The sequence below is a fragment of the Streptomyces spororaveus genome, assembly GCF_016755875.1.
Taxonomy (GTDB): Bacteria; Actinomycetota; Actinomycetes; order Streptomycetales; family Streptomycetaceae; genus Streptomyces; species Streptomyces spororaveus.
In genome coordinates, this window is sequence record NZ_BNED01000005.1 from 7497459 (window position 1) to 7517942 (window position 20484).

The 20484-nt window shown below is 74.4% G+C and carries 18 protein-coding genes and 1 pseudogene; 6 read left to right on the plus strand and 13 right to left on the minus strand.

Features of this window, described 5'->3' with window-relative positions; translation table 11 throughout:
* Positions 1-18: 18 nt before the first annotated feature.
* The 4 genes from Sspor_RS36240 to Sspor_RS36255 all read right to left on the minus strand — a co-directional run bounded on the left by Sspor_RS36240 (position 19) and on the right by Sspor_RS36255 (position 3673).
* A complete protein-coding gene (locus tag Sspor_RS36240) occupies positions 19-648 on the minus strand; it encodes an Rv1733c family protein (RefSeq protein WP_202202885.1) in 630 nt (209 codons plus the stop codon).
* Positions 649-867: 219 nt separating this feature from the next.
* Positions 868-1692, minus strand: coding sequence for an MOSC domain-containing protein (locus tag Sspor_RS36245; protein WP_202202886.1), 825 nt, complete (start codon positions 1690-1692; stop codon positions 868-870).
* 46 nt (positions 1693-1738) lie between these two features.
* On the minus strand, positions 1739-2248 hold the full coding sequence (locus tag Sspor_RS36250) for a DUF6643 family protein (RefSeq protein ID WP_202202887.1): 510 nt from the start codon (positions 2246-2248) through the stop codon (positions 1739-1741).
* A gap of 246 nt (positions 2249-2494) precedes the next feature.
* Complete coding sequence (locus Sspor_RS36255; protein ID WP_202202888.1) at positions 2495-3673, minus strand: glycosyltransferase; 1179 nt, start codon at positions 3671-3673, stop codon at positions 2495-2497.
* A 533-nt stretch (positions 3674-4206) separates the two neighbouring features.
* On the opposite strand from Sspor_RS36255, the gene Sspor_RS36260 reads away from it, so the two are divergent.
* Positions 4207-4998 (plus strand): glutamate racemase, encoded by a 792-nt coding sequence (locus Sspor_RS36260; RefSeq protein ID WP_237404182.1) that lies wholly within the window; start codon positions 4207-4209, stop codon positions 4996-4998.
* Between the two features lie 152 nt (positions 4999-5150).
* Positions 5151-6763, plus strand: a pseudogene (locus tag Sspor_RS36265) (ABC-F family ATP-binding cassette domain-containing protein).
* Here the strand turns inward: Sspor_RS36265 and Sspor_RS36270 are convergent.
* Both Sspor_RS36270 and Sspor_RS36275 read right to left on the minus strand, forming a co-directional pair.
* Positions 6733-7659 (minus strand): ADP-ribosylglycohydrolase family protein, encoded by a 927-nt coding sequence (locus Sspor_RS36270; RefSeq protein WP_373318881.1) that lies wholly within the window; start codon positions 7657-7659, stop codon positions 6733-6735. The pseudogene Sspor_RS36265 and the gene Sspor_RS36270 sit on opposite strands and share 31 nt — an antisense overlap.
* Complete coding sequence (locus tag Sspor_RS36275) at positions 7656-8258, minus strand: TetR/AcrR family transcriptional regulator (RefSeq protein ID WP_202202889.1); 603 nt, start codon at positions 8256-8258, stop codon at positions 7656-7658. The genes Sspor_RS36270 and Sspor_RS36275 overlap by 4 nt, the downstream gene beginning before the upstream one ends.
* 126 nt (positions 8259-8384) lie before the next feature.
* On the opposite strand from Sspor_RS36275, the gene Sspor_RS36280 reads away from it, so the two are divergent.
* The 3 genes from Sspor_RS36280 (at position 8385) to Sspor_RS36290 (ending at position 11121) form a co-directional block, all read left to right on the plus strand.
* The gene (locus Sspor_RS36280) at positions 8385-8900 is read left to right on the plus strand and encodes a hypothetical protein (RefSeq protein ID WP_202202890.1); all 516 of its coding nucleotides are present in this window, start codon (positions 8385-8387) and stop codon (positions 8898-8900) included.
* 69 nt (positions 8901-8969) lie between these two features.
* A complete protein-coding gene (gene lnt / locus Sspor_RS36285) occupies positions 8970-10595 on the plus strand; it encodes an apolipoprotein N-acyltransferase (protein ID WP_202202891.1) in 1626 nt (541 codons plus the stop codon).
* Positions 10596-10638: 43 nt separating this feature from the next.
* Complete coding sequence (locus Sspor_RS36290) at positions 10639-11121, plus strand: NUDIX hydrolase (protein WP_202202892.1); 483 nt, start codon at positions 10639-10641, stop codon at positions 11119-11121.
* 8 nt (positions 11122-11129) lie between these two features.
* On the opposite strand, the gene Sspor_RS36295 is transcribed toward Sspor_RS36290, so the two are convergent.
* On the minus strand, positions 11130-11894 hold the full coding sequence (locus Sspor_RS36295) for a trypsin-like serine peptidase (protein ID WP_202202893.1): 765 nt from the start codon (positions 11892-11894) through the stop codon (positions 11130-11132).
* 140 nt (positions 11895-12034) lie between these two features.
* Positions 12035-13501 (minus strand): glycosyltransferase family 39 protein, encoded by a 1467-nt coding sequence (locus Sspor_RS36300; RefSeq protein ID WP_202202894.1) that lies wholly within the window; start codon positions 13499-13501, stop codon positions 12035-12037.
* Between the two features lie 161 nt (positions 13502-13662).
* On the opposite strand from Sspor_RS36300, the gene Sspor_RS36305 reads away from it, so the two are divergent.
* Positions 13663-14949: an ATP-binding protein gene (locus tag Sspor_RS36305; protein WP_202202895.1), complete on the plus strand. Its 1287-nt coding sequence runs from the start codon at positions 13663-13665 to the stop codon at positions 14947-14949.
* A 134-nt stretch (positions 14950-15083) separates the two neighbouring features.
* Here Sspor_RS36305 and Sspor_RS36310 read toward each other — a convergent pair whose 3' ends face one another.
* The 5 genes from Sspor_RS36310 to Sspor_RS36330 all read right to left on the minus strand — a co-directional run bounded on the left by Sspor_RS36310 (position 15084) and on the right by Sspor_RS36330 (position 20459).
* Positions 15084-15782 (minus strand): hypothetical protein, encoded by a 699-nt coding sequence (locus Sspor_RS36310; RefSeq protein ID WP_202202896.1) that lies wholly within the window; start codon positions 15780-15782, stop codon positions 15084-15086.
* Positions 15779-17404, minus strand: coding sequence for a serine/threonine-protein kinase (locus tag Sspor_RS36315; protein WP_202202897.1), 1626 nt, complete (start codon positions 17402-17404; stop codon positions 15779-15781). Before Sspor_RS36315 ends, Sspor_RS36310 begins: the two co-directional genes overlap by 4 nt.
* Positions 17405-17544: 140 nt before the next feature.
* The gene (locus Sspor_RS36320; RefSeq protein WP_202204069.1) at positions 17545-18798 is read right to left on the minus strand and encodes a Tm-1-like ATP-binding domain-containing protein; all 1254 of its coding nucleotides are present in this window, start codon (positions 18796-18798) and stop codon (positions 17545-17547) included.
* A gap of 48 nt (positions 18799-18846) precedes the next feature.
* On the minus strand, positions 18847-19326 hold the full coding sequence (locus Sspor_RS36325) for an NUDIX hydrolase (protein ID WP_202202898.1): 480 nt from the start codon (positions 19324-19326) through the stop codon (positions 18847-18849).
* A gap of 71 nt (positions 19327-19397) precedes the next feature.
* Positions 19398-20459 carry a cation diffusion facilitator family transporter gene (locus Sspor_RS36330; protein ID WP_202202899.1) on the minus strand — a complete coding sequence of 354 codons (1062 nt, stop codon included), beginning with the start codon at positions 20457-20459 and terminating at the stop codon, positions 19398-19400.
* Positions 20460-20484 lie beyond the last annotated feature (25 nt).

Genomic DNA, 20484 nt, shown 5'->3' on the forward strand with positions numbered 1-20484 from the left:
AGCCGATGAGCCGCCAGGTCAACTGCCCGCACCCGCTCGGCCCCAGTCCGGTCCGGCGGCCGCCCAGGCCCGGTCCAGACGTATGTACCGCCGATGCGTGAGCCGCCGTACGACCAGCCGCCGGACCGTCTCCACCAGCGTGGCCACGCAGATCGCGGCGGCCATGCCCGCCATCCCCGCGTGGAACATCGCCGCGGACGGGTCGAGCGGCTGCCCCACCAGCCGGCCGCGCACGTCGGTCCAGACCCGGAACCGCTCGCCGGGACGCGGCGGTTCCTCCGCGGCCGGCACCGTGCCCTCGTGGCTGCTGCCGTCCGGCGCGGTCCACGAGGCCACGATCCGCGTACGATGCGGGGCCGTCCGCTGCGCCGACGTGTCGGCGGAGGCGCTCGCGGAGGCGCCCACGGCCGCCGCCGACTCCGGGGCGGGCCGCAGGACCACCGCCGGGACGAGATGACGCTCCTGCCGCTGCTCGTGCGCGGCCTGCTGAAGGGTACCGTCCACCTGCAGGCCCGCGACCCAGCCGACGGCCGGAGCCACCACCAGGACACACACCAGCGCGGCGAACGCCACCCACGCCTCGAAGAGATCGGTCGGCCGGCGCAGCGGATTGCGCCGCCAACGCCACACACCCATTGCTGTCCGCACGGTCCGGCTCCCCCAACCTGTGCCAGTCTCCGTCTGTCTGCGCCTCTGTCCTGACTGATCCAACGGCTTGGTCGTGCCAGTTGGTTCCAGTCCGGGCGCCGTGCCCCTCGAAGGTGTCAATCCGGTCGGCCGGTCGCCGGTCCGCGACCACCCTCCCGCCCCTCCTGCCCTCTCTCGTCCCACCTGTCCCAGTTGCGCCGGGGTGCGGAGCCGGACACGTCATGCGAGGACACGGACCTCGTCGCCGACGCGTACCGTACCCAGCCGCACCGGCACCAGCTGCCGCCCGAACGCGAGCGAACGGCCGATCCGCCGGTGTTTGGCCAGGGTCTTCAGAGGCTCCTTGCCGCGCTCTGCCGTCCCCTGGTCGGTGGTGGTCACGACGCACCGGCCGCACTCGCGCACCCCGCGGAAGACGGCGTCGCCGATCCCGATGCGGAGCCAGCCGTCCTCCGCCCACGGCTCGCCCCCCGAAACCACCACATTGGGGCGGAACCGGTTCATCGGCAGCGGACCCTCCTCGGGATGGTCCCCCCGCGCGATCAGCGAGTTGAGCGCGTCGAGCGAGGCGAGCGTGGTGATCAGCAGCGGATAGGCGTCGGCCAGGCTCACCGTCTCGCCCGGCAGGGCGTAGTCCGGATCCACGGGACGGCGTACCGCCGGATCGTCCATGTGCACCAGCCGTACCGGCTCCCCGAGGTACGCGCTGAACCAGTCGGCCGCGGTGGTCGCCGCGGCCACGGTCTCGACCTTCTTCCCGAACAGGATCGCCGGCTCCAGCGGACCCGGCTCGGGCACCTCCACGAACAGCTCCGCCATGCCCGGCGCCGTCACGGCGATCCGGCCGCCGTCGACGGGACGGGCCGCGGCCAGGGCCAGGCGCGGATGGCGCCGCTGGGTGATGACCGTGCCCTCCGGATCGATCAGCGCCCAGCGCCGGTCCCCGGACAGACCCCAGGGCTCCACGGCCACCTCGTCGGGAGCGGTCCCCGCTACCGATTTGACGGGATGGATGTGGAGCGCCTGCACGTGCAAGTTCGACATGAGGGCATCCTGCCAGCCCCCGCGCTGCCCGCGGCTCAGCGCCCCGTCAGTAGCCGCGCCCCTGGTAGGGGCGGCCGTACGGGTCCTCGTACGAGGCGGCCGGCACCGGTGCGGGCACCTGCATCGGACGCGGCGCGGCCGGGCGCATCGCCTCGTACCCGGTGGCCATGGCGACCGGGCGAGGCTGCTGCGGCTGGGGCTGCGGCATGTATCCGCCGCGGGCCGCCATCGGCTGCTGCTGCGGGATGTACGGGGCCGGGGCGTTCTGCAGCGGCATCGGCTGCGGGGCCGACTGCTGCTGGTACGGGTATCCGTACCCCGAGGTCTGTTGCTGCTGGGGCTGGGCCGGCGGCAGCGCGGGCATCGACGACGCGAGAGCCGGCAGGTATCCGCCGCTCGAGTATCCGGCGCTCGGGGACTCGTAGGCGGCCGGGACGCGGATCGGGGCGATCTGCGGAGTGCCGCGTTCGGCGACGAGGGAGTCGTAGATGGGGGTGTCCGGGAAGGAGGGCGCGGAGTAGTAACCGCCGCCATAAGTGGAGCGGGGGGAGGTCATGGGACCTAAGTTAAGCCCACGACTTCACCGGGTCCATAGCGAGGTGTCGTCAACCCCGCCCTGACCTGCATATTCGCAGGTCAGGGCCTCACCTTTCACTTGACGTTCACGTGCACGATTCGCCACTTCCGCCCCATCTTGTTCGTACTCGTACTCACCGGTTGGGTGTTGCACCGACTTCTTGCTGACGTAGTGTCACAAGTCGGTGACCTCGGATGACTCTGTTTCGTGGGGCAGTTCACCGTTTCAGGCGTCGCTGGGGCGGGGATAGGTACGGCCCTTCCAGGATGCCCCGCGGCCCCGGTAGTGCTGCACGGCCGAGTCGAGGGTCATCAGGAGGTACAGCAGCGCGGTGAACGGAAGCAGCGGCGCGAGCGCGGCGGGCTGGCGGTAGTACCGGAGCATCGGCAGGTAGGTGCCGGCCATCAGCAGCCACGCCAGACCCCCCGCCCAGGCGATGGCCGGATGCCCGGTCGCGAGGCCGGCCAGCAGGGCGGCCGGGGGCACGAGGTAGACGAGCACCAGTCCGGCCACCGTCCCGGCCAGCAGCAGGGGCTGGTGGCGCAGTTGCGCGTAGGCGCTGCGCGAGACCATCCGCCACAGGTCCGCGAGCACGGGGTACGGGCGCACGCTGTCCACCCGCTCCGCGAGTCCCAGCCAGATCCGGCCGCCGGAGCGGGCGACGGCCCGGGCCAGGGAGACGTCGTCGATGACGGCCTGGCGGATGGAGTCGGGGACCCCGGCGCGCACGGCGGCCGCGGTGCGCAACAGGACGCAGCCGCCGGCGGCGGCCGCCGTCCGGGCGGAGGGCCGGTTGATCCGGCGGAAGGGGTAGAGCTGGGCGAAGAAGTACACGAAGGCCGGTACGACGAGCCGCTCCCAGAGCCCGACCACCCGCAGGCGGGCCATCTGGGAGACGAGGTCGAGGTCCGCGGAGGTGGCGGCGGCGACCAATTCGCGCAGACTGTCGGGTTCGTGTGCGATGTCGGCGTCGGTGAGGAGGAGGAAGTCGGGCTCGGTGGCGTGCGCGGTGCGGGCGGTCGCGATGCCGTGCCGGAGCGCCCAGAGCTTGCCGGTCCAGCCGGGGGCGGGGTCGCCGGGGGAGACGACGGTGAGGGGGAGCCCGGGGTGCTCCCGGGCGAGGCGGCGCGCGAGTTCGCCCGTGCCGTCGGTGCTGCCGTCGTCGACGAGGATCACCTCGGCCTCGCCGGGATAGTCCTGGGCGATCAGCGAGGGCAGGCTCCGCGGCAGCACCTCGGCCTCGTCCCGGGCCGGTACGACGATCGCGACGGACGGCCAGCGGGCGGGGGCCGTACGCGGCGGGAGGCGGACGTCGGTCCGCCAGAACATGCCCTGGGCGAGGGTGAGCCAGAGCCAGGCGGCGAGGGACGCGTAGGCCGCGCAGGCGGCGGTGAGGAGGCCCATGGCGGCAGTGTGCCGGGCCCGGCCGACGGTGTCGCGCACCCCGCCGCCCCGGGTGCGGCGCCCTCCCGGGGAGCCTCCCGCGGCGTGGCCCCCCGGCGGGGGCGCGGTGGCCTCCGGCGGGAGGGCTCCGGCCTGGGGTGCGGCGGCTTCCGGCCGGGGTCTGACGGCTGTGCTGCCGTGGTGTGGCGGGCCCGGCGCCGTGCGTGGTGCGTCGCGGCGTCACGGTCGCGGTGGCCTCGCGGTTGCGGTGCGGCTGCCTCACGGCTCGGCCGCCCGGCTTTTCGTCCGGGGCGCGATGCCCCGGCCCCTTCGGTTCGGGTGTGACCCAGTCGCCGCCGGGCGGCGTCGGTGCGGTGGCGTTCAGGGCGGGGGCCCCGGTCTTCCGGCAGCTCGTGCCAGGTATGGCGGGTGTATTCGGTTCAGGCGGCCGGGGTGCGGTGGGCTCGTGGGGAGGGCCTCCGGGGTGGGCCGGGTGGGTCCCGGTGTTGTGGAGGGAGGGTCTCGTCGGGGCCGGTGTCGACTAAGGTGGCCGGGTGAAGATCGCGCTCATGGACTCCGGAATCGGCCTGCTCGCGGCAGCCGCGGCGGTGCGGCGGCTGCGGCCGGACGCGGATCTGGTCGTGTCCTCCGACCCCGACGGGATGCCCTGGGGCCCGCGGACGCCCGCCGACCTCACCGAGCGGGCCCTCGCCGTCGCCCGGGCCGCAGCCGCGTACCGGCCGGCCGCGCTGATCGTCGCCTGCAACACCGCGACCGTGCACGCCCTCGACGCCGTGCGGGCGGAGCTGGAGCCCGCCATCCCGGTCATCGGGACCGTGCCGGCGATCAAGCCCGCCGCGGCCGCCGGCGGCCGGCTGGCGATCTGGGCCACCCCCGCCACCACCGGCAGCACCTACCAGCGCGGGCTGATCCGCGACTTCGCCACCGGGGCCCGCGTCACCGAAGTGCCCTGCCCCGGGCTCGCCGACGCGGTGGAGGCGGCCGACGACGCCGCCGTGGCGGCCGCCGTCGCCGCGGCCGCCGCCCTGACCCCGGGCGATGTCACGGACGTGGTGCTCGGCTGCACGCACTACGAACTGGTCGAGGGCCCCATCCGGGCCGCCCTCGCCGCCCGGACCCAGGGTGCGGAGCTCGTCTACCACGGCTCCGCCGAGCCCGTCGCGGTCCAGGCGCTGCGCCGCGTGGGCCTGCGGCCCGAGCCCGGACTGCCGCGCACCGGCGGACTGACCGTGCTGCGCAGCGGGCGCGAGGGCACCCTGCCCGCCGCCGCGTTCGCGTACGCCGAAGGCCGGCTGCTCGCGGGCCAGGGCGCGCCCGTCGGCTGACCCGGCCCGGCCCGGCCCGGCCACCCGACCGCCGCCCATCCCTCCTCCCCCTCCGCGAGACGAATCGTCTTGCTGGTGATCCGGACCTGATCTACGGTGGTCATCTCGCGAGACGGAACGGTTCGTCTCCTATCTCTCGAAGGGGGTCGCCCTTGCGTGCTCCGCTCGCCACCACCCAGATCGTCCTGTCCGAGGTCACCAAGAGCTACGACACCCACGTCGTCCTGGACCGCGTCAGCTGTACGGTCCGGCCCGGCGAACGGGTCGGCGTCGTCGGCGACAACGGCTCCGGCAAGTCCACCCTGCTCCGGCTCCTCGCCGGACGGGAGCGCCCCGACCGCGGAGAGGTCGCCGTCACCGTCCCCGGAGGCTTCGGGCACCTCGCCCAGACCCTCGACCTCCCGCCCACCGCGCGCGTCGGCGAGGCCGTCGGCCTCGCCCTCGCCGACCTGCGCGCACTGGAGCGCCGGATCCGCGCCGCCGAATCCCTGCTCCACCGGGCCGGCCCGGAGGAACTCGCCGCGTACGGCGACCTCCTGGCCGCCTACGACGCGCGCGGCGGCCGCGATGCCGAACGGCGCGTCGCGGCCACCCTGCGCCGCCTCGGTGAACGCGCCGGGCTCGACCCGAACCGCCCGCTCGGCACCCTGTCCGGCGGTCAGCGCTCCCGGCTACCCTCGCCGCCGAGCCGGAACTGCTGCTGCTCGACGAACCCACCAACGACCTCGACGACGAGGCGGTCGCCTGGCTGGAGGCCCGCCTGCTCGCCCACCGCGGCACCGTCGTCGCCGTCACCCACGACCGGCTCTTCCTCGACCGCGTCACGACCGCCGTCCTCGAAGTGGACCAGGACCGCCGGACGGTACGCCGCTACGGCAACGGCAACGGCTACGCGGGCTACCGCACGGCCCGCGCCGCCGAACGGGCCCGCCGGGAGCGGGAGTACGAGCAGTGGCGCCAGGAGGTCCGGGACGCCGAGCGGCTCGCCGACACCAACATCGGGCGGTTCGCCGCGATCCCGCGGAAGCTGCCCCGCGGTTTCAGCGGGGCCGGCGCCTTCCGTGCCCGGTCGCGGACCCACGGCGCCGCGAGCCGCATCCGCGCCGCCCGCGAACGGCTGCACCGGCTGACCGGGGATCCGGTCGAGCCGCCCCCGCGGCCGCTCTCCTTCACCGGCCGCTTCCCCCAGGGCCCACCGCCGGGAGCGGGGCCGGTGGAGCTCGACGGCGCGGCCCTGCCGGGACGGCTCGGGCCCGTCTCGCTCACGCTGACGCCGGGGGAGCGGCTCCTGGTGACCGGCCCCAACGGCAGCGGAAAGTCCACCCTGTTGCACCTCCTGGCGGGTGAACTGCAGCCCGCGCGGGGCAGCGTACGGACGCCACCGCGGGTCGGACTGCTCCGGCAGGACGACCCGTGGGCGCGCGAACCGCGCTCCGTCGTCGAGGTGTTCGGCCAGGAGGACGCCGACCGGGTGGCGGGCCACGGACTGCTCGCCCCGCAGGACCTCGCCCGGCCCGTGCGCGACCTCTCGGCCGGCCAGCGCCGCAAGGTGGAACTGGCCCGGTTGGTGGCGCGGCCGCTCGACCTGCTCCTGCTGGACGAGCCGACGAACCACCTGGCCCCGGCGGTCGTGGAGGAACTGGAGGCGGCCCTGGCCGACTTCGGCGGCACCCTGGTCCTGGTCACGCACGACCGGAGGCTGCGCGCGGCCTTCCGGGGGCGGCGCCTGCGGCTTCAGGGGGAGCCGGCCGCCGCGAGCCGCTGAGCCAGTGTCCGCAGGTCGTCCGCGTCCAGGACCCGGCCCCCGAATCCGGGCAGCGGCACGTGCAGCGGCGCCGTCCAGTGCTCCGGGATCGCCGCCCGGCCGTATCGGGCCCCGGCCAGGATCCCCGTCACCGCGGCCACGGTGTCGGTGTCCCCGCCCAGGTCCACGGCGGCCCGTACCGCCCCGGCGAAGGTGGTGGTGGTCCGCAGCGCCCACACGGCCGAGCCCAGGCAGGGCCACACCGCCCCGTTGAACTCGGTGGCCAGCCCCGGATGCCAGTCGGCGGCGAGTACGCGGCCGTACCGCTCCCGGTGGTCCGGGTGGACGGCCGCGAGCGTCACGGGGAGGGCCGCGAGCGGGTCGGACCCTTCCAGGGCGACGCGGACGAGCTCGTGCAGGATCGCGGTCCCCTCCCAGGCGGCCCGGTCGCCGTGGGTCAGGGCCGCGATCCGCCGGGCGGCGTCCATGGTCCCCTCCTGCCCGGCGGGGGCGAAGTAGACCGCGGAGGTGGCGGCCCGCATCAGGGAACCGTTGCCCGCGGCCCGCGCGTTGATCTGGAAGTGCAGGGCCGCGGCGAGCTCCCAGGACGCGCCGTTGGTCAGCACGTCCTCGGTCTGCAGTCCGATGTCCTTGGGCTGCCCCGCCGCCCAGCGCTGGAACCGGCGGAAGACGTCGGGGAGTTCGAGACCGCCGCACTCCAGCAGGGACTCCGCGACCAGGACGGCCATCTGCGTGTCGTCCGTGGCCTCCCCGGGGTCCCAGCCCCCGCCCCCGGCCATCTCCGCACCGCGCGCGCTCAGTTCCCCGGCGGCCCCGAACTCGTAGGGAGCCCCCAGGGCGTCGCCCGCCGCCGAGCCGAGGACGGCTCCCACGGCCCGGTCCACTCGGGTGATCATCCGGTCTCCTCCTCGCACACGGCCGCCAGCAGTTCGCGCGTGAAGCGGTCCAGGTCGTCCAGGCCGGCCGCCGCCAGGGTGGCCGGTGTGCCGGTCAGCAGGTGGGGGACGGCGCCGTGCAGGGCGAGGGTCAGCGCACGGGCCCGCTCCGGTCCGGCCGGCAGTCCGGCCGCGCGCAGCAGGTACGCGTGCGCCGCGAAATCCGCCGCCGCGACCGGGTCCAGCAGGGTGGCCAGCCAGGGCCGGCGCGCCGCCTCGGCCCGGAGCTCCAGATACGCCAGCACGCGCGTGCGTCCGGGCCCCGCCGCGTTGCGCAGCAGCCCCGCGAGCAGGGCCGCGAGCTGCGCCGCGTCGAACGGCCCCGGTCCGGCCTCCGGTCCGGTCTGCGCCACGGTCGCGGCCGGCACGCGGTACTGCTCCGCGCAGCGTTCGGCCGCGGCCCGCAGCAGGGCGTCGCGGGTCGGGAAGTAGTTCTTGGCGGTGCCCGTCGGCACGACGGCCTCCGCGTCGACGGCCCGGTGCGTCAGCCCGCGCCCGCCCTCCCGCGCCAGTACGGCGATGGCCGCGTCCCGCAGCCGGTCCCTCCGGTCCTGATTCACGAGGCCACCTTAACCACAGCCGTGGTACCACAGGTGTGGTGTCGCGGTTCGCGGTGCGGGTGCCGCGCTGCACCGGCCGGGCGGGGGACGGTGGCGGGCAAGCGGAACGTGAGTACGCTGCTACTCATGACGGGTCACCCTCCGGGTCCGCTCTGGGCGGGCCGCGCCTCCAACCGTGTGCAGTGGCTGCTCGCCGCCGTCGGCGCGGCCTGTCTGGCACTCGGAGTCGAACTCGCCGTCGACTACGCCTGGACCGCCGGCATCGTCCCGCTGCTCATGTCCGTGATCGGCTGCCTCGCCGTCGGGCTGCTCATCCTCTACGGCACCCTGGCCTTCGTGCACGTCGCCGTCACCGTCGACGCCGAGGCCCTGGAAGTGCGCTGCGGCCACATAGGGGTGCCCCGCCGCAGGATCCGGCTCACGGAGGTCACCTCCGCCGAGTTCGTCCCCAGCATCACCCCGCAGCAATGGGGAGGCTGGGGCCACCGCTGGCGTCCCGAGAAGGGCACCGCGATCATCGTCCGGCGCGGCGAGGGCGTGGCCCTCCTCCTCGACGACGGCAAGCGGTTCACGGTCACCGTCGACGACGCCGAGAACGCCGTCCGGGTCATCCGCACCCACCTGCGCACCCTGGCCCGGTAGAGGGGTGTCCCGCGGAGCGCGGCCGGGCGCTTACCGGTCCGCGAGGCGTGGGGACGTACACTCCGCCAGATGAGCAGCAGTGTCACCCGCGCGACCGGGAACGAGCCCTCGCAGTCCGCCGACGGGCCCCCGGCCGAGGCGGCCGCGTCCCCCGCGGCCACCCGGTCCGCCGCGAACCGGAGGGGGCTGTGGCTGCTGCGTGCCGTGCTCGCGACCCTCTCCGGCGTGCTGCTCTACCTCAGCTTCCCGCCCCGCCCGCTGTGGTGGCTGGCCCCCATCGCCCTCGCCCTGCTCGCCGGCTGCCTCCACGGCCGCCGCGCCCGGGCCGGCTTCGGCCTCGGGCTCCTGGCCGGACTCGGCTACCTGCTGCCGCTCCTGGTCTGGACCGGTGAGGAGGTCGGCCCGGTGCCCTGGCTGGCGCTGAGCACCCTCGAAGCCCTCTTCATCGGCCTCACCGGCCTCGGTGTCGCCCTGGTCAGCCGGCTCCGGGCCTGGCCGCTGTTCGCCGCCGCCGTCTGGGTCGCGGGCGAGGCCCTGCGGGCCCGGGCCCCCTTCGGCGGCTTCCCCTGGGGCAAGCTCGCCTTCGGGCAGGCCGACGGCGTCTTCACCCCGCTCGCCGCCCTCGGCGGCACGCCGCTGCTCTCCTTCGGCGTCGCCCTCTGCGGATTCGGCCTCTACGAGGCCCTGCGCATCGCCCGCTCCCACCCCGGCCGCACCACCGCGGCGCTGACCGCGCTCGCCGTCGCCGCCCCGATCGGCGTGGGCCTGGCCGCCCGCCCGCTGGTCTCCGACGCGGCCGAGGACGGCACCGCCGTCGTCGCCGTCATCCAGGGCAACGTCCCCCGCCTCGGTCTCGACTTCAACTCCCAGCGCCGGGCCGTCCTCGACAACCACGTCAAGCGCACGGTCCAGCTCGCCGAGGACGTCAAGGCCGGGCGTGCCCCGAAGCCCGACTTCGTCGTCTGGCCGGAGAACTCCTCCGACCTCGACCCGTACGCCGAGCCCGACGCCCACGACGTCATCGACCAAGCCGTCAAGGCCATCGGCGTGCCCGTCGCCATCGGCGCCGTGGTGGCCCCGGAGACGGGCCCGCTGCGCAACACGATGATCCTGTGGGACCCGGTCAAGGGCCCCACCGTGACCTACGACAAGCGCAAGATCCAGCCCTTCGGCGAGCGCATCCCGATGCGCTCCGTCGTCCGCCTCTTCAGCTCCGACGTGGACCGGGTGCGCCGCGACTTCGGTCCGGGCAAGGACCCCGGCGTCTTCGACATGGCCGGCAGCGGCGTCGGCATGGTCACCTGTTTCGAGGCCGCCTTCGACGACGCCGTCCGCTCCACCGTCCAGGCCGGGGCCCAGGTGATCGCCGTACCGAGCAACAACGCCACCTTCGGCCGGACCCAGATGACCTACCAGCAGCTCGCCATGGACCGGATCCGCGCCGTCGAGCACAGCCGGACCGTCCTCGTCCCCGTCACCAGCGGGGTCAGCGCCGTCATCCGCCCCGACGGGAAGATCGTCGCGCAGACGAAGATGTTCACCGCGGACGCGCTGGTCGCCGAGATCCCGCTGCGCTCCGGCCGCACCCCGGCCACGGTCGTCGGCCCGCTCCCGGAGTACGCCCTGCTCCTGCTGGCCGCGGGCGGCCTCGGGTGGATCCTGAACCGCCGGATCCGTGCGCGCCGCGCCGCCTGAGGCCGGATCGGGATACGGGCCGGCGGCCTCGTAGGGTCGGGGCATGACCACACCCGATTTCATCCGCCGGATCCGCGCCACCGCCGGGCACCAGCTGCTCCTGCTGCCCGGAGTGACGGCCATCGTCTTCGACGACCTCGGCCGGGTGCTGCTCGGCCGGCGCTCCGACACCGGGCAGTGGGCGGTGGTCGGCGGAATCGCCGAGCCGGGGGAGCAGCCCGCCGAGACGGCCGTGCGCGAGGTGTACGAGGAGACGGCGGTGCGCTGCGTCGTCGAGCGCGTGGTCCTCGTCCAGATGACGGAGCCGGTGACCTACCCCAACGGTGACGTGTGCCAGTTCCAGGACATCACCTTCCGCTGCCGTGCGACGGGCGGCGAGGCACGGGCCAACGACCATGAGTCCCTCGAAGTGGCCTGGTTCGAGATGGACGCGCTGCCGCCGCTGGACCCCTTCGGCCTGGACCGGATCCACCGGGCCCTGCGCGACGAGCCGACCTGGTTCGAGGCCCCCGCCGTCCTTCCCTGAACCGGGTCTCAGGAGCGCGCCTGCCGGTACAGCTCCAGCGCGCCCGCGCCCAGTACCGCGCTGTACGAGATCTCCGGGACGCTCCCACCGCCCTCGTAGCCGCCGAGCACCCCGGCCAGCGCTCCGTTCACCAGCCAGGGGCTGCCGCTGGTGCCACCGGTGAGGTCCGGGCAGCCGATCCGGCGCTGGGTGGGGGAGAGCAGGTCGGTGGTGTTCGCGCACCGCACCGGGGTCTCCAGGGTCCGCGGGTAGCCGATGACCGTCACCGTGGCGTCGTCCGGTTGCTCGGCGGCGACCGCGAAACCGCCCACGAGGTCCTCCACGGCCCCGGCCCGCCCGCCGTCCACCGGAGCCACCGTCGCGAAGGCCATGTCGTCGTCGGGGTCCTGGCCGTCCGTCCAGCCCGGAGCGAGGTACGCGCCGGTGAGCTTCCAGAAGCCGTACGGGGCCTTGCCGTCGCGGTAGCCCGGCGCGAACACCGTGGTGGAGGGGTTCTCCAGGCAGTGCGCGGCGGTGGCGATCACATCACCCTCGTCGCTGTGCACCACGGCGGCGGTGCAGAAGTGCCCGCCCTCCGGTCCGCCCGCGAAGAGCGCGCCCACCCGGTCGGGGGTGGCGCCGGGCGGGGCCTGCGCGGTCACACCGAGCGGTGCTCCGGCGTCGGGCCGGCCCACGCCGAGCAGCGCGACCATCGCACAGAGCGCGAGCGGGATCCGGGACGCCCGCCACGCACGGGTGCGCCGGGCCGTTCGGGGGAGCGTGGAGTGGATCATTTTTCCACCCTGCCCGCCGAACCTATGTCCGGAGGATGGTGTTCCGTATGAATCCCCTGTGAATTTCGTGAAGGTGCTGTGAAGGCCGGGGCATGCCCGGACAGGCCCCCTTTTGTCGGATCTCGGCAGCCGATCGGCGGCTATCCGCGACGCTCGTAGACCATGACCCGGCGCCCGCGCACCTGCCGGTCCGCCACCACCGCGAAGTGCTCCCGCAGGACCGCCGCCTTGGCCTTGTCCCGCTCCGCCGACGGCGGCCTCGCCACCTTCTCCGCGTCCGTCACCAGCAGTATCCGCCGCTGCGCGAGCAGCGCCTCACGGATGCGCGCGGGGTCCGCCTCCTCGCCCTTCAACGTGGCCGAGGCGGCCGGGGACGCGGCCAGCGCCACGTCGGCCAGGCCCCCGAAGGCGCTGGGCGAGACCAGCGCCGTGTCCCGCCGCGCGGCGGGGACGAAGAGCACCGCGTCCCCCTCCCGCTTCAGCCCGGCCACCTCGCCGGCCACCGCGAGCACGTCGTCGACCCGGCTGGCCGGGTCCCGCTTGTCCAGCTCCACCGGCAGCAGGGCCAGCACCGACACCCCGACCACGCCGGGCACCAGCAGGCCCGCCACCCTCGGCAGGCGGGGCGCGCAGGCCCGTACGGCGGCCGCCTGGGCGGCGCCGATCAGCAGCGCCAGCCCCACCATGCTGAACAGCACGTACCGGTCCTGGAACAGCGGCTGCACCAGCGACAGCCCGATCAGCCCGAGCTGCGGCACCGCCAGCAGCGGCAGGCCGACCGCGGCCGCCGACAGCGCCCTGCCGTCCCGCCGGTCCGTCCACGCACCCAGGCCGCCGATCGCCAGGAGGATCCCCGGCCCGATCAGCATGTGCCAGCTCAGCGGCGGTATCCAGGACACCTGGTCGGACTGGCCGCGGCTGAACAGGATCAGCGGCAGCGCCCCCGCCACCGCGAGCGAACCGTACGCCGCGAAGCGCAGCCACACCGCCCGCCCGGCCCGTATCCACCCCAGGGTCACCGCGTGGGCGGGCAGGAGCAGCAGGGACAGCCAGTTCAGCAGGGCGCACACCAGCACGGTGATCCCGTACGCCGCCCAGCGCGGCCAGGCCCGCCGCCCGGGCCCGCGCTGCAGGAGCGACACCAGCAACAGCGTGGAGAACGCGGCCCCCGCCGCGACCAGCGCGTACGGGCGGCCCTCCTGGAGGTAGAACTGGACCGCCGGCAGCAGCCCGAGGAACAGTCCGCCGCCGAGCCCCGCCCAGAACCCCGCCAGGCGCCGTCCGAGCAGCGCCACGCACGCCGCCGCGGCCGAGACGGCCAGCACCGACGGCAGCCGCAGGGTCGTCGTGCTCGCCCCGAAGACCTCGAAGACGCCGTGCATCAGCAGGTAGTAGAGCCCGTGCACGGCATCCACGTTCGCGAGCATCGCCCATATCTCGCCCGCCGACCGCCCGGCCACCTGCCAGGTCGCCGCCTCGTCCCGCCACACGCTGTCCTGCCGGGAGAGCCCCCACAGACCGAACCCCAGGGTCCACAGCAGCGGGATCAGCCACACCAGAACGCGCCGGCCACGGGATTCGGATGTCGCAGGTATGTCGGAAGGCATGAAGGGACGCGGGTCCTCGGTGCGGGATGTCGGCGGAAAGCACCAGTCTATGGACGCCACGGACGGTTTCCGGACCGGGTGTTGTGCACCGCGGAGCGAGAGCGCCGGGGCCGCCCGCCCCTAGCCTCGCCGCAAGGAGCACGAACGAGGGGCGGTACCCGGTGAACTGGCTCATCCACGACTACCGCGAGAGCGATCTCGCAGCGGTGGTCCACCTGATCGACACCACGGCCGAACTCGGCCAGGAGTCCGTCTTCTCACTCGCCGAGTGCATCAGCGCGCTGACCGACCGCCAGCCCTGTGTGGTCGCCGTCCACCAGGGCGTCCCCATCGGCGCGGCGCTCGCCTGCGTCACCGGCGAACGGGCCTGGGTCATGCGCATCGCGATCGCCGCCGGCTGGCGCGGCCGCGGCCTGGCCAGCGCCCTGCTCGTCGAACTGGAACGTCGGCTCATCGCCGCACGCGTCGGCCGCATCGCCTACGTCCTGCCCGAGGAGGACATGCTCGGCGAGGGCCTGCTCAACGCCGGGTACACCCGGCAGCCCGCCGTCGCCTACTTCGAGAAGACCGAGCCGCTGCACGGACCGGCCGCGGGCCTCCTCGACGACCTCGGCGGCCGCTTCCTCCCCAACGACCTGTGGGCCGGGGTCGCCGGCATGGAGAAGGAGAAGGACCTCATTGAGCGGCGCGTGGTGCTGCCCCTCGCCGAGCCCGAACGGGCCGCCTCGCACGGGGTGCGGCCGCCGCGGGCCATCACCCTCTTCGGCCCGCCCGGCACCGGCAAGACCACCTTCGCCCGGGCCATCGCCTCCCGGCTCGGCTGGCCCTTCGTGGAACTGCTGCCCTCGCGCCTCGCCGACGAGGGCAACCTGGCGGCCGCGCTGCGCGACGCCTTCGCCCGGATCGCCGAGCTGGAGCGCGTACTCGTCTTCATCGACGAGGTCGAGGAGATCGCACCGGTGCGCACCGAGCCCGCGCAGCCCGGCGGGATCCACGGGGTGACGAACGAGCTGCTGAAGCTGATACCGGGCTTCCGCGAGGGCGACGAGCGGCTGCTGGTGTGCGCCACCAACTCCATCCGCTCCCTCGACCCGGCCTTCCTGCGGCCCGGCCGCTTCGACTACCTCATCCCGATCGGGACCCCGGACGCCGGGGCGCGCGCCGCGATCTGGTCCCGCTACACGGCGGGCCGCTCGGTCGACGTGAAGGCCCTGGTGGCGGCCACCGAGCTGTTCACACCGGCCGACATCGAGCACGCGGCGCGGATCGCGGCGCAGGTCTCCTTCGAGCGGGACCTGGAGGCGGTGGGCGCGCGGGGCGCGGCGGCCGCACAGCTCGGCGCGACCACGGAGGACTACCTGGCGGCGGCCCGGCAGTGCCGGCCGACGGTGACCCCGGCGATGACGGGCGAGTTCGAGGCGGACATCACCGCGCACGCCCGGTTCTGACCCCGGTCGGAGCCCCTGACCTCCGTCCCCCGGTTGCGGCGGGGGGCGGAACAGCCCGCGGCCACTCGCGCGCCGCCGCGCACCCGGGTCGGCCTCGACGGCGGACTCGCCGTCATCCGCCCGCCCGGAAAGCCCTAAGGGACGCAGCGGTACGTGAAGTCCACCGCGGCCGTGCGCTGCCCGGGCGACACCAGCTGCAGTTCCGCCTTGGCCGGGAAGCTGCCCGTGCCCCGGAAGGTCCACAGCAGGTGCAGCCGGGCCTCCCGCTGTCCGCGCGGCACCCGCTCGGTCAGCTGCTCGGACCGGGTGCCGTCGCTGCGCACCCACCGGTAGGTGAGGACGCCCGGGCGTCCGTTGGTCGCCACGACGGCCACCACATCGGCCGCCGAGTCGCAGGCCGGGCCCTTGGGATCGGTACTGACGGCCACGTCCCGGACCTCGATGCCGGGCCCGAGCCGCTGCCACCCGAGGTACGCGAGGACCGCGGCCAGGACGAGCGCGGCGAGCGCGTACCGCCGCAGACCGGCCAGGCGCCGCCGCCGGTTCGGTGCGGCGGCCATGACGGCGTCGAGGGGGAACGGCGCGGGCATGGCCGCGGTGACCCCCGGCCCGAACCGGAGCACGGACCCCTCGACGCGGTCGGGAGCCACCGGCTGGACCGCGGTCACGGACTCGGCCGGGGTTGACGGCTGAATCGCCGTCACGGCCTCCTCCGGGGGCGTCGGCTGGACCGCCGTCACGGCCTCCGCCCCGGCCGGGGGACCGCTGAACCAGTGGCTGCCGAGGACGGTGGCGCTGTAGTCGTCGCCCTCGGGGGCGCCGGAACCGCTCATCGGGGAACCTCCTGGCAGCGTGGCAGGTACTGCGATGCCGACGCGGACCTGTTCCCGGCGGTGGGCTTGGTGGTGACCCGGACCCCGCCGTAGCAGCCGCGGTTGCGCGCGAAGTTGTGCGACCTGACCTGGGTGGCCGTCGAGCCGGCCGGGACCACGAACGACTCCGCCTCGCCGTCGCGGACGGAGTAGGCGCCTTGCGTGCCGTCCAGGAACCACTCCACCGTCACGGTGATCGAGCCGGTGCCCTGGGAGGTGACCGAAATCGTCGCGTCGCCCCGGTAGACGCCGGGCTTCAGCGACACGGCGACGTCCGTGACCTTCAGCGTCGGTGTCGGCGTGGGCGTGGGTGTCGGGGTGGGCGGCCAGCTCACCGTCGGCTTCGGGGTGGGGCTCGCCGACCACGACGGAGAGGCCGACGGGGACGTGGACGTGGACGCGGACGGCGAGGGGCTCGGGGACGCCGAAGGGCTGGGGGACGGGGAAGGGGAGGCGGAGTCCGTCGGGCTCGGGCCCGCGCTCGGCGGGGCCGACCCGGGCGGGGCCGCGCTCGTCGTGGCGAAGGCGCTCACCGCCGAAGCCGCGCCCGGGGCCGCCCCGATCGCGTCCGTCGTCAGGACGAGTACCGTCCCCAGCACCAGCGCCACGCCCGCCGCGAGCCAGCCGCGGCGCCCCGGTGCCCAGCCGGAACCGCTGGGCACCTTGGTCGTGGCGACCGCCGTGGTACCCGCCGCGGGGCCACCCGCGGACGGGAACAGCAGGGGCAGCAGGGCGGCCAGCGCCGCCAGCTTGCGCTGCCCGCGCTCCTCCCACTCGGGCCCGTACGCCGCCAGCGCCACACCCTCCAGCTCGGCCACGAACGCCTCGGCGTTCTCCGGCCGCTGTTCGGGCGCCTTCGCGAGCCCGCGCCGGATCAGCGGACGCACGGGCTCGGGCGCCTCCGTCTCCGGTACGGGCGCCTCGATGTGCTGGACCGCGAGCTCGGCGAAGTTCTCCCCGTCGTACGGCTTGCGGCCGGTGAGGCACTCGAAGAAGGTCGCCGTCGCCGCGTACACGTCGGCCGCGGGCGAGGCCGGCCGGCCCTGCCACTGCTCGGGAGCCATGTAGGCGGGGGTGCCGGCCACACCGGGCGTGCTGCCCCGGTTCGCCGCGATCCCGAAGTCCACCAGCTTCGACGAGCCGTCCGGCGCGACCAGCACGTTCTCCGGCTTGTAGTCCCGGTGGACGACGCCCGCCCGGTGCGCGGCCGCGAGCCCGAGGAGGGAGCCCTTGAGGACCACCAGAGCGGCCTCGGCATCGGCCCGCCCGGACCGCTTCAGCAGGGCGCGCAGGGAGATGCCGTCCACCAGCTCCATGACGATGGCCGCGCCGCCGGACGCCTCCACGTACTCGTACAGCCTGACCACGTACGGGGTCTCCAGCCCGCCCAGGAGGCGGGCCTCGGCCCGGAACTCCCCGACGAACGCCGGATCCCGGCGCAGCCGGTCGCTGAGGTACTTCACCGCGACCGGGGTGCCCGTGCCGTCGTGGACGGCGAGCACCACGCGGCCGCTGCCGCCCGAACCGAGCTCACGGACCTCGGTGTAACCGGGGACCGACCAGGCCGCCTGCGTGTCGTTCATCGTTCCTGCCCCCTGCCTGCCGTGTGGCGCCGCATGCCTCGGACGACCGGTCCCGACCGGAGTCCACCGACCCTCCCCGGACCGGACGCCCCATGGGACGTGGTTTCCGCCGTGGCCGGTTCCCAACCACGGCGGACGGCTCAGGCCGCGGCCGACACCGCGCCGATCATGGCGTGCAGCCGCTCGGCGGCCGCCCGCCCGAAGGCCGGATCGTTGATGTGCGTGTCGTAGTCGTAGAGCCTGGTGGTGCTGCCCCGCAGGCCCTCGCGCAGCGCCGAGAACAGCGCCCGGTCCGCGCGGGCGTCATGGTACGGGCCACCCGGCGCGCCGAGCGTGGACAGTCCACGGAGCGGGACGCAGACCGCCGTGGGGCCGTTCGCCGCGCGCAGTTTGGCGGCGACCCGGCGGCCGAGTTCCGTGCACTCGGCCGCGGTCGTACGGGTCACCGTGATGGACGGATTGTGGACGTGGACGCCCCGGTCGAGGACCTGCCGGGGCAGGTTCTCCAGCGGCCCGAACTTCACCATGTCCAGCGCCCCCAGGCTCACGACCTGCGGGATTCCCGCCCGCCCGGCCGCGCTGAGCCGGTCGGGGCCCGCGGTGAGGATGCCCCCGCACAGGTCGTCGGCGAGCTCGCTGAGGGTGAGGTCGAGGACGCCCGCGAAAACCCCCTGCCCGGCCAGGGTCTCCAGGGTGCGGCCGCCGGTGCCGCTGACGTGGAAGACCAGTACCTCGTAGCCCAGTTCCGTCAGCCGCTCGCGCGCCGCGTCCACCCCCGCCGTGGTCACGCCCGCCATGCTCGCCGCGATCAGCGGGCGGCCGCCCGAGCCCAGCCGGGGCGGGCGGCTCTCCGGGGAGGTGCGGGAGTAGGCCCGGGCCATCCCGGTGATCGCCGCCACGGCGTTCTCCAGGACCGGCGCGGAGATGCTGTTGATCCCCGCGATGTCCACCACGCTGTACATCATGGTGATGTCCGAGGAGCCCACATAGGGGCGGACATCGCCGGACGCCATGGACGAGACCATCAGTTTGGGTACGCCCAGCGGCAGGGCGCGCATGGCCCGGGTGGCGATGGAGGTACCGCCGCTCCCGCCGATGGCGAGCACCCCGTGCAGCGCGCCCTCGGCGTGCAGGCGTAAGAGGGTCGCCTCCGCGCCCCTCGCCATCGTCGACACGGCCGCACCCCGGTCGGCGGCCGTGCGCAGTTCCGACAGTTCCGTTCCCGCCGCCCGGGCCACCGCGTCACGCGGTACGTCGGCGGGCACCCGGGGTTCGCCCATGATTCCTGTGTCGACCAGTACCACTTCGACGCCGGCGCGCAGCAGCCTCTCGCGCAGCCAGCCGTACTCCACACCCTTGGTGTCCAAGGTTCCCACCAGCACGACGTTCGTCATGTGTGCAATGTCCATGCAGGTAAGGGTGTTGGCAAGTGCAAGTGTGGGTCAAACCTTCAGAAGTGCCAACAGCCTCTCCAGGAAGGGAAGTTGACCGGGAATGAGCAGGCTTTCCGCCAGCGGTGGAGCAAACCAGGCCACCCGGTCCAGCTCCGGGAACTCCTGTACGGTCCCGGAATGCGGCGGCCACTCCATGGTGAAGGTCCCCGGCACCATCAGCGCGGGGTCGAGGTCCGCCTCCACCGCCCAGATGGTCACCAGCTTTCCGCTGGTCAGCCGCACCTCGCCGAGCGGCAGGTACGCGCCCTCCGGCGGGGGCAGCCCGATCTCCTCGGTGAACTCCCGGCGGGCCGCGTCCCGCGGGGTCTCGTCCGGTCCGTATTCACCCTTGGGGATGGCCCATCCCCCGGTCTCCCGGCCCGCCCAGAGCGGGCCGCCCATATGTCCGAGGAGTACCTCGACACCGGGCTCCGGCTCCGGTCCGGTCCGCCGGAACAGGAGCAGTCCGGCACTGCGTTTGTGCGTCATGACTCCATCCATGCCCCGAACGCACCCGCGCCAGTGATCCGCCGCGCAGGGCATGCGGTCACGTCCTGCGGTCAGTGGTCGTGCGGGCCCTGCCGGTGGACCGGCCCGTGCGCGTCCGCGCAGTGCGCGTCGGGCGGGCCACCGCCCGCGCGGCCGACCGTGAGCAGGGAGTCCTGCGCGTGGTCCACCTGGAGGGTGGTGTGCGTGATCCCGTACTCCTTGTCGAGCAGTCGCTCCAGGTCCCGGCGTACGGCGTGGCAGTCGCCCGCCGGCTCCACCAGCACGTGCGCGGAGAGCGCCGCCTGACCCGAGGTGATCGTCCAGATGTGCAGGTCGTGCACCTCGGTGACGGGCGGGTGCCCCACGAGCCGGTCGCCCACCGCGTCCGGGTCCACATGGGCCGGGGCGGCCTCCAGCAGGATCCGGCCGGACTCGCGCACCAGCCCGTAGCCCGCCTTGACCATCAGCACGACCACGACCAGCGTGGCGATCGCGTCCGCCTGCCGGAATCCGGTGGTCAGCACGATCAGGCCGGCGATCGCGGTCCCGATGAAGGCGAAGAGGTCGTTCAGGATGTGCTGGTAGGCGCCCTCGACGACGAGCGCGGCGCGGTTCGCCCGGGAGATGCACCAGGCCGCGGCCACATTGACGACGATGCCCGCGAGCGCCGTCACGACGACCAGGCCGCCCTCCACCGGCGGCGGGTCCATCAGCCGCCGCACCGCCTCGTACGCCAGCCAGACCGCCAGCAGGATCAGCGTCAGCCCGTTCGCCTGGGCGGAGAGTATCTCCGCCCGCTTGAGGCCGTACGTGAAGCCGCCGCGGGCGGGCCGCGCGGCCAGCCGCATGGCGATCAGCGCCAGGACGATCGAGACGGCGTCGGTCAGCATGTGGGCCGCGTCGGAGATCAGGGCCAGGGAGTTGGCCATGACGCCGACGACCACCTCGACGGCCATGAAGCCGCCGATCAGGGCGAGCGCGATCGCCAGCCAGCGCCGGTCGGCGTCGGCCGACACTCCGTGGCTGTGCCCTCCGGGTCCGTGGCCGTGGCCTCCGGGTCCGTGGCCGTGGCCCGCGGATCCGTTCCCGTTCCCGTTCCCGTGGCCGTCGTGCGCGTGGTCGTGCCCACTCATGGCGTCCCCCGTCGAATCGCGGCAC